Annotated in this window: 13 protein-coding genes; 9 read left to right on the top strand and 4 right to left on the bottom strand. The window is 33.5% G+C overall.

Features of this window, described 5'->3' with window-relative positions; genetic code table 11:
- The first annotated feature begins 316 nt into the window (after positions 1 to 316).
- From dxs to JOC75_RS12560, 7 genes are all read left to right on the top strand, one after another.
- Positions 317 to 2,215 carry a 1-deoxy-D-xylulose-5-phosphate synthase gene (gene dxs, locus JOC75_RS12590; protein WP_204954405.1) on the top strand — a complete coding sequence of 633 codons (1,899 nt, stop codon included), beginning with the start codon at positions 317 to 319 and terminating at the stop codon, positions 2,213 to 2,215.
- The gene (locus tag JOC75_RS12585) at positions 2,212 to 3,063 is read left to right on the top strand and encodes a TlyA family RNA methyltransferase (protein WP_204954404.1); all 852 of its coding nucleotides are present in this window, start codon (positions 2,212 to 2,214) and stop codon (positions 3,061 to 3,063) included. The genes dxs and JOC75_RS12585 overlap by 4 nt, the downstream gene beginning before the upstream one ends.
- 236 nt (positions 3,064 to 3,299) lie before the next feature.
- Positions 3,300 to 3,749: a transcriptional regulator AhrC/ArgR gene (ahrC, locus tag JOC75_RS12580; RefSeq protein ID WP_146946288.1), complete on the top strand. Its 450-nt coding sequence runs from the start codon at positions 3,300 to 3,302 to the stop codon at positions 3,747 to 3,749.
- Positions 3,750 to 3,847: 98 nt separating this feature from the next.
- Positions 3,848 to 5,548, top strand: a complete 1,701-nt coding sequence (recN, locus tag JOC75_RS12575; protein WP_204954403.1) for a DNA repair protein RecN — start codon at positions 3,848 to 3,850, stop codon at positions 5,546 to 5,548.
- Positions 5,549 to 5,855: 307 nt separating this feature from the next.
- The gene (gene spoIVB / locus JOC75_RS12570; protein WP_204954576.1) at positions 5,856 to 7,133 is read left to right on the top strand and encodes a SpoIVB peptidase; all 1,278 of its coding nucleotides are present in this window, start codon (positions 5,856 to 5,858) and stop codon (positions 7,131 to 7,133) included.
- 313 nt (positions 7,134 to 7,446) lie between these two features.
- Entirely contained in the window at positions 7,447 to 8,235 is a 789-nt protein-coding gene (gene spo0A, locus JOC75_RS12565) for a sporulation transcription factor Spo0A (protein WP_204954402.1), read from the top strand.
- A 257-nt stretch (positions 8,236 to 8,492) separates the two neighbouring features.
- The gene (locus JOC75_RS12560; protein ID WP_204954401.1) at positions 8,493 to 8,996 is read left to right on the top strand and encodes a hypothetical protein; all 504 of its coding nucleotides are present in this window, start codon (positions 8,493 to 8,495) and stop codon (positions 8,994 to 8,996) included.
- 60 nt (positions 8,997 to 9,056) lie between these two features.
- Here JOC75_RS12560 and JOC75_RS12555 read toward each other — a convergent pair whose 3' ends face one another.
- The 3 genes from JOC75_RS12555 to JOC75_RS12545 all read right to left on the bottom strand — a co-directional run bounded on the left by JOC75_RS12555 (position 9,057) and on the right by JOC75_RS12545 (position 11,204).
- Complete coding sequence (locus JOC75_RS12555) at positions 9,057 to 9,575, bottom strand: ferritin family protein (RefSeq protein ID WP_204954400.1); 519 nt, start codon at positions 9,573 to 9,575, stop codon at positions 9,057 to 9,059.
- Between the two features lie 189 nt (positions 9,576 to 9,764).
- Positions 9,765 to 10,739: a ketoacyl-ACP synthase III gene (locus JOC75_RS12550; RefSeq protein ID WP_204954399.1), complete on the bottom strand. Its 975-nt coding sequence runs from the start codon at positions 10,737 to 10,739 to the stop codon at positions 9,765 to 9,767.
- Positions 10,740 to 11,051: 312 nt separating this feature from the next.
- Positions 11,052 to 11,204: a YycC family protein gene (locus JOC75_RS12545; RefSeq protein WP_204954398.1), complete on the bottom strand. Its 153-nt coding sequence runs from the start codon at positions 11,202 to 11,204 to the stop codon at positions 11,052 to 11,054.
- 50 nt (positions 11,205 to 11,254) lie between these two features.
- Here JOC75_RS12545 and JOC75_RS12540 point away from each other — a divergent pair, with 50 nt between their 5' ends.
- Positions 11,255 to 11,992 carry a glycerophosphodiester phosphodiesterase gene (locus tag JOC75_RS12540; protein ID WP_204954397.1) on the top strand — a complete coding sequence of 246 codons (738 nt, stop codon included), beginning with the start codon at positions 11,255 to 11,257 and terminating at the stop codon, positions 11,990 to 11,992.
- Positions 11,993 to 12,066: 74 nt separating this feature from the next.
- On the opposite strand, the gene JOC75_RS12535 is transcribed toward JOC75_RS12540, so the two are convergent.
- Positions 12,067 to 12,303: a DUF2627 domain-containing protein gene (locus JOC75_RS12535; protein ID WP_204954396.1), complete on the bottom strand. Its 237-nt coding sequence runs from the start codon at positions 12,301 to 12,303 to the stop codon at positions 12,067 to 12,069.
- A gap of 327 nt (positions 12,304 to 12,630) precedes the next feature.
- Between JOC75_RS12535 and JOC75_RS12530 the strand changes: the two genes are divergently transcribed.
- Complete coding sequence (locus JOC75_RS12530; protein ID WP_204954395.1) at positions 12,631 to 14,703, top strand: sigma-54 interaction domain-containing protein; 2,073 nt, start codon at positions 12,631 to 12,633, stop codon at positions 14,701 to 14,703.
- The last annotated feature ends 56 nt before the right edge of the window (positions 14,704 to 14,759 follow it).

Raw genomic sequence — 14,759 nt, 5'->3', positions numbered from 1 at the left:
ATTTTTATAGTGACATAAAACATTGTAATTAGAACAATTTTATGGTAAATTTTCTTTGCTTGATCATCGGTTTATAATAGGTATTTTTATTAGATAATAATCTGATAACTACTTTATAGCTCGCAAATTTATAAAGCTTTTTTAACATCAATACTGGCAAAAATATAGCTTGTATCCTAAAACGTTTTCAAATAATGGGATTTTACGTTAAAATAGATAAATAACACAAATTAATGCTAAATGGCTATAGAGCCTATAAATTACTTACAAACAATTGACTATATGAAACAAACTGAATCGAAAGTGAGTGATCCATTTGGATCTTCTATCCATTAAAGACCCGAGTTTTTTAAAAAAATTATCAAACCATGAATTAGAAAAGCTAAGTGCTGAAATTCGTCAATTTTTAATTGAGAAGCTAGCTGACACTGGAGGACATATTGGTCCAAATTTAGGTGTTGTTGAATTAACGATTGCACTTCATAAAGTATTTGATAGTCCAAAAGATAAGTTCCTTTGGGATGTAGGACATCAGTCATATGTTCATAAAATTTTAACAGGTCGTGCTGGTCAATTTGATACTTTACGTCAATACCAAGGCTTATGTGGTTTTCCTAAGCGTTGTGAAAGTGAGCATGATGTATGGGAAACAGGTCATAGCTCTACATCGTTATCTGCTGCTATGGGTATGGCTATTGCCAGAGATTTGAAAAAATCAAAGGAGCATGTTATACCAATTATCGGAGATGGTGCTTTAACTGGTGGAATGGCACTTGAGGCACTTAATCATATTGGTAGTGAAAAGAAAGATGTTATTGTTGTGTTAAATGACAATGAAATGTCAATTGCACCTAATGTTGGGGCACTTCATAATGTTCTTGGGCGCTTACGTACAGCAGGAAAGTATCATTGGGTTAAAGATGAGCTTGAATATTTACTGAAGCGTATCCCTGCAGTTGGTGGAAAGCTTGCTTCAACCGCTGAACGTGTTAAAGACAGTTTGAAATATCTATTAGTGTCAGGTGTGTTTTTTGAGGAACTTGGATTTACGTACCTTGGACCTGTAGATGGTCATGATTATGATGATTTATTTGAAAATCTCCAATATGCTAAAAAAACGCCAGGTCCTGTATTACTACATGTAATCACAAAAAAAGGTAAAGGCTATCAACCTGCTGAAACTGATACAATTGGAACGTGGCATGGAACAGGTCCTTATAAAATTGAAACAGGCGATTTTGTAAAGCCTACTGTAGTAGGACCAGCTTGGAGTAAGGTTGTCAGTGAAACTGTTCGAACGCTTGCAAGAACGGATGAGCGTATTGTAGCAATTACACCTGCTATGCCTGTGGGCTCTAAGCTAGAAGGCTTTGCCCAGGAATTTCCTGATCGGATGTTTGATGTAGGAATTGCTGAGCAGCATGCAACAACTGTAGCGGCTGGTCTTGCTACACAGGATATGAAGCCGTTTTTAGCGATTTATTCGACATTTTTGCAGCGAGCGTATGATCAAGTTGTACATGATATCTGTCGACAAAACTTAAATGTTTTTATAGGAATAGATCGATCAGGATTAGTTGGTGCAGATGGAGAAACACATCAAGGTGTTTTTGATATTGCATTTTTAAGACATATTCCTAATATGGTCATTATGATGGCAAAAGATGAAAATGAAGGACAGCATCTTGTGAATACGGCATTAAAATATGATAATGGACCAATTGCTCTTAGATATGCACGCGGTAATGGTATCGGAGTAAATATGGACGAAGACCTAAAAGTGATTCCGATAGGCACATGGGAAGTGTTAAAAGAGGGTAATGATGCAGTCATTTTAACATTTGGAACAACAATAGAGATGGCAATGGAAGCGGCCGATTTATTATCTGAACAAGGTAAATCGATTAGAGTTGTAAATGCAAGATTTATAAAACCTTTAGATGAAGATATGCTAAGAAATATTTTTGCTGAAGGTATTCCTATATTGACAATTGAAGAAGCTGTGTTACAAGGTGGATTTGGAAGTGCAGTGCTAGAGTTTGCTCAACAGCAGCAGGCAACGTCAACAATTTCCCGTATCGGTATTCCCGATCGTTTTATTGAACATGGTAGTGTCTCAAAACTTTTAGAAGAAATAGGTATGACAACAGAAAACGTTGTAAAGGAATTAAAAGACATGATGCCAGAACAAGAGAAAAAGGTTATGAGGTCATGAGTGGTAAAAAAGAAAGGCTAGATATACTTTTGGTTGAAAACGGCCTATTTGAAACACGTGAAAAAGCTAAAAGGGCTATCATGGCTGGTCAAATTTATGGAAATGAAGAAAGGTTAGATAAGCCAGGTGAAAAGGTTTCACGTGACCTCCATTTAACGGTAAAAGGCAAGACGTTACAATATGTAAGCCGTGGAGGATTAAAATTAGAAAAGGCCTTGAAAGAATTTGATTTATCTGTTGATGGAAAAGTTATGATTGATATCGGTTCATCTACAGGTGGTTTTACCGATTGTGCTTTGCAAAACGGAGCTAAGCTTTCTTATGCTTTAGATGTTGGCTATAATCAGCTTGCTTGGAAATTGCGACAGGATGAAAGAGTAGTTGTGATGGAACGAACAAATTTCCGTTATGTGAAACCTGAGGATTTTGAGAAAGGCATGCCAGAATTTGCTACTATTGATGTATCATTTATTTCACTAAAATTGATTTTTCCTGTGTTAAAAACAATTTTAGTACCTAATAGTGATATTATTGCTCTAGTTAAGCCGCAATTTGAAGCTGGTCGAGATTTTGTCGGGAAAAAAGGAATAGTTCGCGATCCTGAAGTACATGAGTATGTGTTAAAAGAAATGATTGATTTTGTTTTAAAGGAAGGCTATCATATTGAAAATCTTTCCTACTCACCTATCACAGGAGGAGACGGAAATATTGAATTTCTTCTTCATCTACGATGGAATGGTCCAATAGAAATGGGAGCTAATAACTTTTCAAAAACGGCTAAAAATATTGTGGAAGAAGCACACACACAATTAAAGGAAAATAAATTAATTGAAAAACAAGAACTGTAGAAGTAAAACAGTTCTTGTTTTTTTATTTTTCACAGAATAATCTGTATATTCATGCAAATGAATTATTTACCCTATTTATAATATGCTATATCTTAGTTGCTTTTTTATAGTTTTTATGCAGTTTCAAGGGAGTTTTTTTCAATAAAACTGTACTTTTTAAGGGTTTTCATATAAGATGTAAGGTATAAACATGCAAAGATTGATTGTAATGCATCATTGCAAAAGGGGTGCTTAAAGTGAATAAAGGACAAAGACATATAAAAATCCGTGAAATTATTACTAATAATGATATTGAAACTCAAGATGAATTAGTTGATTTATTAAAGGGAATGGGCTTTAATGTAACACAAGCCACTGTTTCTAGAGATATCAAGGAATTACATTTAGTGAAAGTTCCGATGATTGATGGAAGGTATAAATATAGCTTACCAGCTGATCAGCGCTTCAATCCACTACAAAAGCTAAAACGTGCGTTAATGGATGCCTTTGTTAAAATAGATTCTGCTGGTCATATGCTAGTAATGAAAACACTTCCTGGTAACGCAAATGCTATTGGTGCTTTAATCGATAACTTAGATTGGGATGAAGTACTCGGAACAATTTGTGGAGATGATACGATTTTAATTATTTGTCGTACATCGAATGATACTGATTCCATAACACAGCGATTTTTAGACATGCTTTAAGCAGATATATAGGATTCTAAAAAAATGAAGTAGAACTAATTTATATGCAAATGTAAAATTACTTTGCATATAAAAATATATAAGAGGTGTGATTCTGTTTGTTAGCGGAATTATCAATTAAAAATTTTGCGATTATTGAGTCATTAACTGTTTCGTTTGAAAAGGGATTAACAGTATTAACGGGAGAAACTGGTGCAGGTAAATCAATTATTATTGACGCAGTCCATCTTTTAGCTGGGGCCAGAGGATCATCAGAGTTTGTGCGCTTTGGGGAAAAGCGTGCTGAACTAGAAGCACTTTTCTTAATGGAGGATGACAGGCATCCTGTTTATAATAAGTGTGACGAATTTGGTATTGATGTTAGTGATGGTATGATTATTTTGCGTCGAGATTTATCGGCAACTGGAAAAAGTATTTGTCGCATTAATGGCAAATTAGTTACTATTGCTATTTTGCGTGAGGTTGGACAATATTTAGTTGATGTTCACGGTCAGCATGATAACCAGGAATTAATGAATGAGGAAAACCACATAAATCTTCTTGATCAATACGGTGGTAAAAAAATAAAAGCTGCTCTTGAAAATTATTTTGATGTTTATCGCAATTATGATACATTACAAAAGAAAATCATACAGCTATCAGAAAATGAACAAGAAATGGCTCATCGATTAGATCTATTACAATTTCAGCTAGAAGAAATTGAGGGTGCGGAATTACAACCAAAAGAAGATGAATTGCTGATAGAAGAAAAAAATCAGATTTCTAATTATGAAAAAGTCTATGATTCATTGCAAAATAGTTATAGTGCCTTACATGGTGAGCAAAGAGGGTTAGATTGGGTAGGACATGCTATGAGTAATCTTGAGAATGTTGGTAGTATTAATAAAACATTACAAGATCTCTCAGAAACAATTTCTAATGCATATTATATGCTTGAAGACCTTTCATATCAGGTAAGAAATGAACTGGAGTCGTTAGAGTTTGATCCTGAACGCCTAAATTTTGTTGAAAGCAGATTGAACGAAATTAACACTTTAAAACGTAAATATGGACAATCTGTAGAAGAAATTTTAACGTATTCAGCAAAAATAGAAGAAGAAATTGATACGATTAAAAATAAAGATAGTCATTTATATAAGCTTCAAAAAGAATTAGACTCTATTCTTGAAGATTTATCGATTGAGGCGAAAAATGTAACAAGTATTCGCAAAAATTTTGCGAAGGTCTTAATTGATGAAATTCATCAAGAATTAAAAGAGCTTTATATGGAAAAAACTACTTTTGATGTGAATGTATCATTGAAACAAACTTCTGGACAAAATGTTAAATATACAGCAAATGGTACAGATGATGTAGAATTTTTCATATCAACAAATCCAGGGGAACCTTTGAAATCTTTAAGTAAAACAGCATCAGGTGGAGAGCTTTCTCGTATCATGCTTGCTATGAAAAGTATCTTTTCTCAGCATCAAGGGATAACCTCAATTATTTTTGATGAAGTTGATACTGGGGTAAGTGGACGTGTTGCTCAAGCAATTGCCGAAAAAATTTATCGTGTTTCAAATGGCTCACAGGTACTTTGTATCACTCATTTACCACAAGTTGCTGCAATGGCTGATACTCACTTATATATTGCGAAGGAAACCACATCTGGACGCACAAAAACAAGTGTAAAGCCATTAAAAGAAGAAGAAAAAATCAGAGAAATAGGTCGTATGATAGCAGGTGTAGAAGTTACAGAGTTATCTAAACAACATGCTAAAGAATTATTATCACTTGCTCATACATCAAAAGGATAAATTTTCAATTGTCAGGTTCTAAATCAAAAAAGTCATCTATTTTTATGGATGACTTTTTTGAATTCTATAAAACATATAGCGAAAACTTCATTTTTTTTTAAACAATATTTTTAGTCAGTGTCTTATGGATAAACTAACTTTATTGATTTCTCATTCATGTCTCCTAATTCTTACAACAAATCCTTTAAATTTCTCCTTATTCAAGTTATAAATAAGCACCGAAAAGGCTACATTAAAACTGTAGCCATATATAAACATATGGTGTGGGTAGGAGCGAGGAGAGTGAAGGTTTTTGCAGACAGATAAAATGAGAAAAATTATTGGTGTACTTCTCCTTGTTTTATTTACAAGTTTAGGTTTTGTTAAAGAAGTTAGGGAATACGTTCAAATACCAAATCAATTAAAAGTATTTGAAACGCAAAATGTAACTGTACAAAGTTCATTTCCGGTAAATGCTTCACAAGATTCAGCAGAAGCATTTACAGTTCAAAAAAATAGTGATGGTCAAACTCTTGATGTAAAAGGAAAAAAAGCAGGCGAAGGAGAAGTGGTTTTCGACCTTGCAGGTTTTCCAGTGAAAAAAGTTGGTGTTAATGTTTTACCTGATTTTAAAGTAATTCCAGGTGGACAATCGATTGGTGTAAAATTGAATAGTCTTGGCGTATTGGTGGTAGGACACCACCAAATCAATACAGCAGAAGGTAAGAAGTCACCAGGAGAAATTGCAGGTGTTGAAGTTGGTGATATCATCACAAACATTAATGGAACGAAGATTGAACAAATGAGTGATGTGACACCGTACATTCAAGATGCTGGAAAAACAGGAAAGCCACTTGATTTAGTACTAAAAAGAGAAGATGAAGAAATTAAAACAAAGCTATATCCTTTAAAAGATGAAAATGATCGATCCTTTAGAATCGGTTTGTATATTCGGGATTCAGCAGCCGGTATTGGGACGATGACTTTTTATGATCCTAAATCAAAGAAATATGGTGCTTTAGGTCATGTTATATCTGATATGGACACAAAAAAGCCGATAGTAGTTGAGGATGGGCAAATTGTCAGATCAACAGTAACCTCAATTGAAAAAGGGAGTAACGGAAATCCTGGTGAGAAATTAGCTCGATTTTCTGGAGACAGAAAAATTATTGGTAATATAACTAGAAATAGTGCTTTTGGTATTTTCGGTGAGCTTAATCAGGATATGAATAATGGTGTAATGGACAAAGCCATGCCGATCGCTTTATCGAATGAAGTAAAAGAAGGACCAGCTAAAATTTTAACTGTTGTTGATAATGATAAGGTAGAAGAATTTGAAGTGGAAGTTGTAAGCTCGGTTCCACAAAAGTTTCCTGCAACTAAAGGAATGGTTATAAAGATTACTGATAAAAGACTCTTGGATAAAACAGGTGGAATTGTCCAAGGAATGAGTGGAAGCCCAATTATTCAAAACGGAAAAGTAATCGGTGCAGTCACACATGTTTTTGTTAATGATCCTACTTCAGGATATGGTGTTCATATCGAATGGATGCTAAATGAAGCTGGAATCGATATCTACTCTAAACAACAACAAAAAGTAAGTTAAAATAAAAACTGTCAAGAAAATTCTGTTTTCTTGACAGTTTTTATTATTTTTAGCTTTCCATTTAATGATCTGTTAGGTACAATAAAAGAAAGAAAAGATTTTTCGACAAAACGGTTTTAATATAAATGTCAAATGGAGTATTTAGTCGAATTTAGGAGTAAAATGGAGAAAAACTATCTTTTCCTCCATTTTTCAAAGTTTTTTTAAAAATTTAAAGGAATTTTTGAAGAAATGTCGAAATTGTTAACGTAATCGTATATATAATAGATATATAAATGCATACGTGCTAATCAGGACAGAGGAGGAAATTTTTGTGAATAAAATTAAAGTTTGTATTGTAGATGATAATCGAGAACTCGTAGGTTTACTTGAGGAGTACTTATCAAGTCAAGATGATATGGAAGTTCTTGGTGTAGCATATAATGGGCAAGAATGCTTAACTATGTTAAAGGAAAAAGATCCAGACGTTTTAGTCTTGGATATTATTATGCCGCATCTTGATGGTTTAGGAGTTTTAGAAAAAATAAGACAAATCGATCGTCCTCAGCCAAATGTTATTATGTTAACTGCGTTCGGACAAGAAGATGTAACAAAAAAGGCGGTTGATCTTGGAGCTGCTTATTTCATTCTTAAGCCGTTTGATATGGAAGGCCTAGCAAGTCATATTCGTCAAGTTAGTGGAAATGCAGCACCTATCATTAAAAGAGCTAACTCAAGTATGAGAACAAATGAAACACCAACTAAAGGAAGAAATCTTGACGCTAATATTACTAGTATTATTCATGAAATTGGAGTTCCGGCTCATATCAAAGGATATTTATACTTACGTGAAGCGATTTCTATGGTATACAACGATATAGAATTATTAGGTTCTATTACAAAAGTGTTATACCCAGACATTGCAAAAAAATATAATACAACGGCATCACGTGTAGAACGTGCAATCCGTCATGCAATTGAAGTTGCATGGAGTCGTGGAAATATCGATTCAATCTCAACATTATTCGGCTATACAGTGAGCATGACAAAAGCAAAACCAACAAACAGTGAGTTTATTGCGATGGTGGCAGATAAACTTCGTTTAGAACATAAAGCTAGCTGAATAGACTAGGTATGATCGATTAAGAAATTGGCGCTAACTTGTATTTTTTGGATCACTTCATCAGTGACCGGCGAATACAAGTTAGTGACTGACTAATTAAAAAAACCTCTAAGTTTAGATGAACAATTAAACTTAGAGGTTTTTCATGTTTTAAATTCACTATCTATCGAATTCGCTATTGTAAGGATTTGTATTTATTGATATATTATTCAAGGAGATATATGTGATTTATAAATTGAAAAAGAGGTTAGAAGGAAATGAACAGAGCTAATGTAATTTTAATATTATTAATCTCTATACTGATTGCTGGATGTCAAAATTCCGCAGAAGTAGTTACTGGAGAAGTCAGTGAGAAATTAGAATATGATGAAAGTTGGTTAACGGTAAACGGAACAGAAATAAGGGATAAACTAGTTATAGTTGAAAATGGTGAAGAAATGGATTTAACATTTGAAGAAGGACATAAAGCTATATTAATAGATACATCATTACATACTGGAGATATTGAACTTGATCATACAAATTTTTCAATAGAAAGTGAAGCAGAAGCTGATATAACTCCTTATGAAGCTTTACCATCGAATGAGGACTTTGAATATCTTGAAAAAGATAGAGTGATTAATTTTAATAAATCATCTACCGGTACATTAGAAGGTAACCTATTGTTTTCTTTTAGTGAAGAAGAAATTAAGAATAACAAAAATACATTAGTAATGGAATTTGAGGGTGTGAAATTTAGAGTTCCTTTAAAGCTCAATTGACTTGTTAACTTATAACTTCGTATGGAATAATTGAAATATAAAGAAACAAACTCTCTATATTTAATGTAGAGAGTTTGTTTCTTTATATTCTAACTTTTTTAAGTGATGATAAGAATCCATTTTTAATTCAGAAAATGTTGTTAGTATATCCTCAGGAAATACTTTTATTGACTGAAGCTTGCTATACATCGAGATAGTATCCAATTCTTTCTTTGTTGCTTGAGAAAATGCTTTGTCGATAGTTTTGGGTTTAGTTGTAAATTTTTTAGCTATATCCGTTGGTACATCAATATTGTATTTTTTGAATAGTGATAGGAGTTTATTAATATGGTGTTTCTCCGCAACCTTATTCTGTACAAAAGGACGAATAGCACCGAATTCTTCAATATATACATCATAGTTTGCTTGAGATAAATATTCGTCTTCCAGTGAATAAGTTAGTGCTTTGACTAGTGATAGGTGGTGCTCTTTAAGAACACCACTTGCCCCATAAAAATCTGGGGTTTTTGCATAGGCTTCGTTTATGGTAGAAAAAGCAAACACAAGGAACAGAATAGAAGCTAGGTGTATTTTGTTCACATATTTCAACTCCTGTAGAAAAATACAATTATTATCTAGTGTTTCCTATAGCTAACTGAATATGTAACAATAAAAATAATAAGAGACTTCACAAGAAAAAATAAACTTATAAAAGAGCATAGATCCAAATTTTTGTCGTTACAAAGGTCAAACTGCAAAAAAATGTTAATGTAAAGAATTTGATTTAACTTATCCCCATTCAATTAAATGTCCACATTGTGTAAGACCTCCACCAAATCCGTATAATAACAAACGATCTCCCGCTTTTACCTTTCCGTCTTTAATTCCAAGATCTAGAGCTAAGGGGATAGAAGCTGCCGATGTGTTACCGAACTTTTCCATACTATATAACGTTTTGTCCATACTGTATTTTGCTTTTGTGCAAATTGATTCAACCATTCTTAGATTTGCGCTATGGGGAATAAACCAGTCTACATCTTCTAATGTATATGGTGTCTTATCCAAAACTGACATCATGCCTTTAGGGACAGTTGAAACAGCCCATTTATATACTTCTCGGCCATTTTGAACAAGTTGTCGCTTGTGTTGAAGTTCTTGATCAAACATGGTATCAGATAAATTTGTTCCGTATAAATGATGTGCCTTTTCTCCTTCAGAAGTAACGAGTGAAGATAGAAACCCTCCTTTTTCACTGTATTCAACAAGAACGGCTCCAGCTCCATCTCCGAATAAAATACAAGTTGCTCTATCTGTGAAATCAATAATTTTTGATAATGTTTCGGTACCTATGACAAGGATCTTTCGATGTAATCCACTAGTAATTAAGCTATTCGCCATATGTAATCCATATGTAAATCCTGCACATGCTGCATTAAGATCGATAGCTCCAGCATTTTTTATACCTAGTTTACCTTGAATATATGAAGCTACACTTGGTGTTTGGTAGTCAGGTGTTAGTGTTGTAACAATAATCATGTCAACATCACTTATAGTTTTATTATAACGCTCTGTTAAATCATTAATTGCTTTTAAAGACAAGTCACTTGAGTATTCATCAACACCTGCAATTCTTCGCTCTTTAATACCCGTTCTTTTAGTGATCCATTCATCGTTTGTGTTTACAAGTGCTTCAAGGTCATCATTAGTCATTACATTATTTGGAACATAACTTCCTATAGCGGTAATACGAGCTTTTGAATTCATGTATGAACACCTCTTATTTTTTATAACCTAATAATAACATCTAACCCTAGTATCTGGTACTAAAAGTGGAGAATTTTTATCATAATTAAAAGATATTGACAGTTTGATTGTTCATTCTTCAAAAACAAAACTCTGAAAGAGGGAAAACTATCGTAATAAAGAAGACTGGTTTTTATAAAAAATTGATATATATCCAATTAAATATGTTTTACTGCTATAGAAAAGTAATATAATGAAAAGGGCGAATAATTTAAAAAGATGATTGTTTTAAATGACAGAAATGTTTTCATAAAAGAAAAAGAAGAACTGTATTCAGTCCTTCTTGTCGTTTTCTTCCTTTGTGTTAAGTTCAGCTAGTTTGGCAAGTAATATATGCTGAGGCATATGCATGACCTGTTCTAGTGGGACGTTTAGTGATTTTGCAAGCTTTTGTGCTGTATCAGCAGAAATTTGTAGTGGTCTCATTTGACATTCCTCCTAATTCTATTTTACACGAAAAGAAGGTGCATACAAGAATGACATTAATTTTTGGTCATAGAGGTGCTGCTGGATCGTTTCCAGAGAATACAATGCTTTCATTTGATGAGGCAATTCAAGCAGGGGCTCATGGAATTGAGTTAGATGTGCAGATGACAAAGGATGGCGTGATTGTTGTCATTCATGATGAAACAGTCGATCGCACAACTAATGGCAAAGGGTTTATTAAAGATTTGGATTATAAAGAAATAACAATGTTAGACGCAAGTCATTCTTTTTTGCAGTTTAGTGGTAAAGTTCGCATACCTACACTTGAAGAAGTTTTAGAATGGTCAGTGGCGAATCCATCTATATTGGTGAATATTGAATTAAAAAATGGGATTGTTGAGTATCCTGAATTGGAAGAAAAAACGATAAAATTAGTTACGAAATACAAGCTAGAAGATAAAGTGATTCTTTCATCTTTTAATCATTATAGCTTAGTGAAATGTAGGTCTATTTCAGATGAAATCAAAACAGCTATTTTGTTTATGGAGGGCTTATATAAGCCGTGGGAATATGCTCAAAATATTGGAGCTCAAGGTTTACACCCATATTTTTATGCTGCTAAAAGTTCATTGATTAAAGAAGCGCAGTCTTTTGGCATCGATGTAAGACCTTTTACGGTAAATGATCCCTCAGTGATGAGACAAATGTTTAGTGATCAAGTAGCGGCTATTATAACTGACTATCCTGAGCGTGCGTTGAAATTGTATAACGAATATAAAAAAGAGTGAGCAATTAATTTATAGCTCACTCTTTTTTTGTGATTATATTTGTAGATGTTAGTGAAAATTTTACTATAAAGAATTTATTTTTTCGCGAATCTTTTTTGTACCTTATTTCTTTTACGATCACGATAGAAAATAAAGCCAGCTACAAAACTCAAGCCTCCTAAAAATAATAAAAGACCTATTATAAACTGTAGCCATAAAAACGGTATAGGGGGCTGAAGTAAGCCAAATGTCATATCACGCATAAGCTTAATTCCATAAACAGCTAAAATTCCGGGAATCACCATAATGATTAATGCAATTATTCTAGACATACAAATAGTCCTTTCTATATCATCAAGGCTCTTTGCTGAAAGATTGTTACTTATTGACATCTTTATCTGTTAGAATCAGTTTTCTATTCGATTAAGAGTACAATCTGTAGAAGAAAAGAAGCCACTAGTCTTTATTTAGATTTGTTTCCAATAAGTTTGAAAAACAACAAAGTTTATGAAAATAGCCATCATACATATTAATTGTCTGTTTCTATTACCTGTTTGTCAAGTGTTATTCGATAGGCTATGATATAGGTATGCAAAAAATTGCAGTGTCTAACAATGGGGTGGAAAGTAACAAGTTTATTTAGAAGGGGATATGAGAATATGCAACAAGTAATGATTGTAGGAGCAGGTAAAGGTGGAACAGCACTATTAAAAAGAATTGTAGAAACTAACATTATGCATGTTATTGCTGTTGTTGATATAAATGAGAGAGCGCCTGGATTAGAATATGCGAGAAAATTAGGTATAAACATAGGTTCTAATTGGAAAACGATGATCAATGAGAAGATAAGTATTATTATTGAAGCGACAGGTAGTGAAGAGGTTATGCAAGAGTTGCATAGAGATGTAGCTCAAGGCGTGGTAATTATACCAGGTTCAGTAGCTTATATTATTTCTGAACTAGTTGATGAAAAAGAAGTATTAATTGCAAGACTTAAAGAAGAAGCATATAAGCAACAAACAATATTGAATTCAACAAATGATGGAATGATTGTTATTGATACGAACGAAAAAATCATTCTTTTCAATAAAACAGCAGAGAAAATCACGGGTTTTTCCAGAAAAGCTGCGCTAGGTATGAATATTAATGATGTGATACCCTCCAGCATGCTTTCAAGGACATTAAAAACAAGAGAGCTTGAAACAAATCAAGAACAAGTTTTAGAAAATGGTTTAAAGATCATTACAACAAGAATTCCGATGATTGATGAATCGGGTAATCTACTTGGAGCATTATCTTTGTTTAAGGATATAACTGAAGTTGTTAACTTAGCAGAAGAAGTGACGAATTTAAAGGAAATTCAAGTTATGCTTGAGGCAATTATTCAATCCTCAGAGGAAGCAATTTCTGTAGTTGATGAAGAAGGTCATGGAATTCTTATTAATCGAGCTTATACAAAGATGACCGGATTAACAGAGGAACAGGTTATTGGAAAGCCGGCGACTGCAGATATATCTGAAGGTGAAAGTATGCATATGCAGGTACTGAAAACAAGGCGTGCTGTCAGAGGAGCTAGAATGAAGGTTGGTCCTTCGAAAAAAGATGTGATTGTTAATGTGGCTCCAGTAATTGTGGATGGGAAGCTAAAAGGTAGTGTTGGTGTTATACATGATATGTCTGAAATTCAAACATTAACAACCGAGCTTAATCGAGCTAGGCAAATTATTCGTACTTTAGAAGCGAAATATACCTTTGAGGATATTATAGGTGTAAGCGATGAAATTAAAATGTCTATAGAGCAAGCAAAACTTGGAGCAAAAACACCTGCTACTGTTTTATTAAGAGGTGAATCTGGGACAGGTAAAGAGCTTTTTGCTCATGCTATACATAATGCAAGTGATCGAAAGTATAACAAATTTATACGAGTTAATTGTGCTGCGATCTCAGAAAATTTACTTGAAAGTGAGCTGTTTGGTTACGAGGAAGGAGCTTTTTCTGGAGCGAAGCGCGGAGGGAAACGAGGATTTTTTGAAGAAGCAAATAATGGTAGTATTTTTTTAGATGAAATTGGTGAATTATCGGCTAACATGCAAGCGAAGCTATTAAGAGTTCTGCAAGAAAATGAAATTGTAAGAGTTGGAGGAACAAAGCCAATTGCTGTAAATGTTCGAGTAATTGCTGCTACAAATGTCAATATTGAAAAAGCTATGTCTGAAGGAGATTTTAGAGAAGATCTTTACTATCGTTTGAATAGATACCCAATTTCAATACCTCCTTTAAGAGATCGTAAAGGAGATATTCCTGCTTTATGTGAAAGGTTAGTCGGGAAGTTAAATCAAGATTATGGAAGAAATATTGAGTGTGTAAATGCTAAAGCACTTAAACTTTTACTACAATATGATTGGCCAGGTAATGTTCGTGAGCTTGAGAACATCCTTGGAAGGGCTATTATATTTATGGAACATCATGAAATTGAAATTGATGGAAAGCATATTCCGATGCTGCAGCTTTCGGCTAAAGAAAGAAAAGCACAAGAAACTGGCCGTTTTGTTCATAATAATGAAGAGACACTTTCTGAGGTTGTTGAAAGAGTGGAAGCAGAAGTAGTTAAAAACTCATTAGAGCTTCATGAATATAATCGAACAAAAACTGCAAAAGCACTAGGAATTTCTTTAAGGAGTTTATATTATAAGATGGAAAAGTATAACCTTGCAAATAATAGCATGCAATAAAATTCATAGTTTGCAAAAAGGTGCATGATCGGTATATGATATAAAAGAACTTCTAA

Source organism: Metabacillus crassostreae (assembly GCF_016908395.1).
Taxonomy (GTDB): domain Bacteria; phylum Bacillota; class Bacilli; order Bacillales; family Bacillaceae; genus Metabacillus; species Metabacillus crassostreae.
Note: the sequence above shows the minus strand (reverse complement) of the source record. Positions and strands in the feature narration are given on the sequence as shown.

Coding starts and splice junctions, on each gene's coding strand:
- JOC75_RS12545 (WP_204954398.1), bottom strand. CDS start 11,204: ATGAGACCACTACAAATTTCTGCTGATACAGCACAAAAGCTTGCAAAA.
- JOC75_RS12560 (WP_204954401.1), top strand. CDS start 8,493: ATGAACAGAGCTAATGTAATTTTAATATTATTAATCTCTATACTGATT.
- JOC75_RS12550 (WP_204954399.1), bottom strand. CDS start 10,739: ATGAATTCAAAAGCTCGTATTACCGCTATAGGAAGTTATGTTCCAAAT.
- spoIVB (WP_204954576.1), top strand. CDS start 5,856: ATGAGAAAAATTATTGGTGTACTTCTCCTTGTTTTATTTACAAGTTTA.
- JOC75_RS12540 (WP_204954397.1), top strand. CDS start 11,255: ATGACATTAATTTTTGGTCATAGAGGTGCTGCTGGATCGTTTCCAGAG.
- JOC75_RS12535 (WP_204954396.1), bottom strand. CDS start 12,303: ATGTCTAGAATAATTGCATTAATCATTATGGTGATTCCCGGAATTTTA.
- JOC75_RS12530 (WP_204954395.1), top strand. CDS start 12,631: ATGCAACAAGTAATGATTGTAGGAGCAGGTAAAGGTGGAACAGCACTA.
- JOC75_RS12585 (WP_204954404.1), top strand. CDS start 2,212: ATGAGTGGTAAAAAAGAAAGGCTAGATATACTTTTGGTTGAAAACGGC.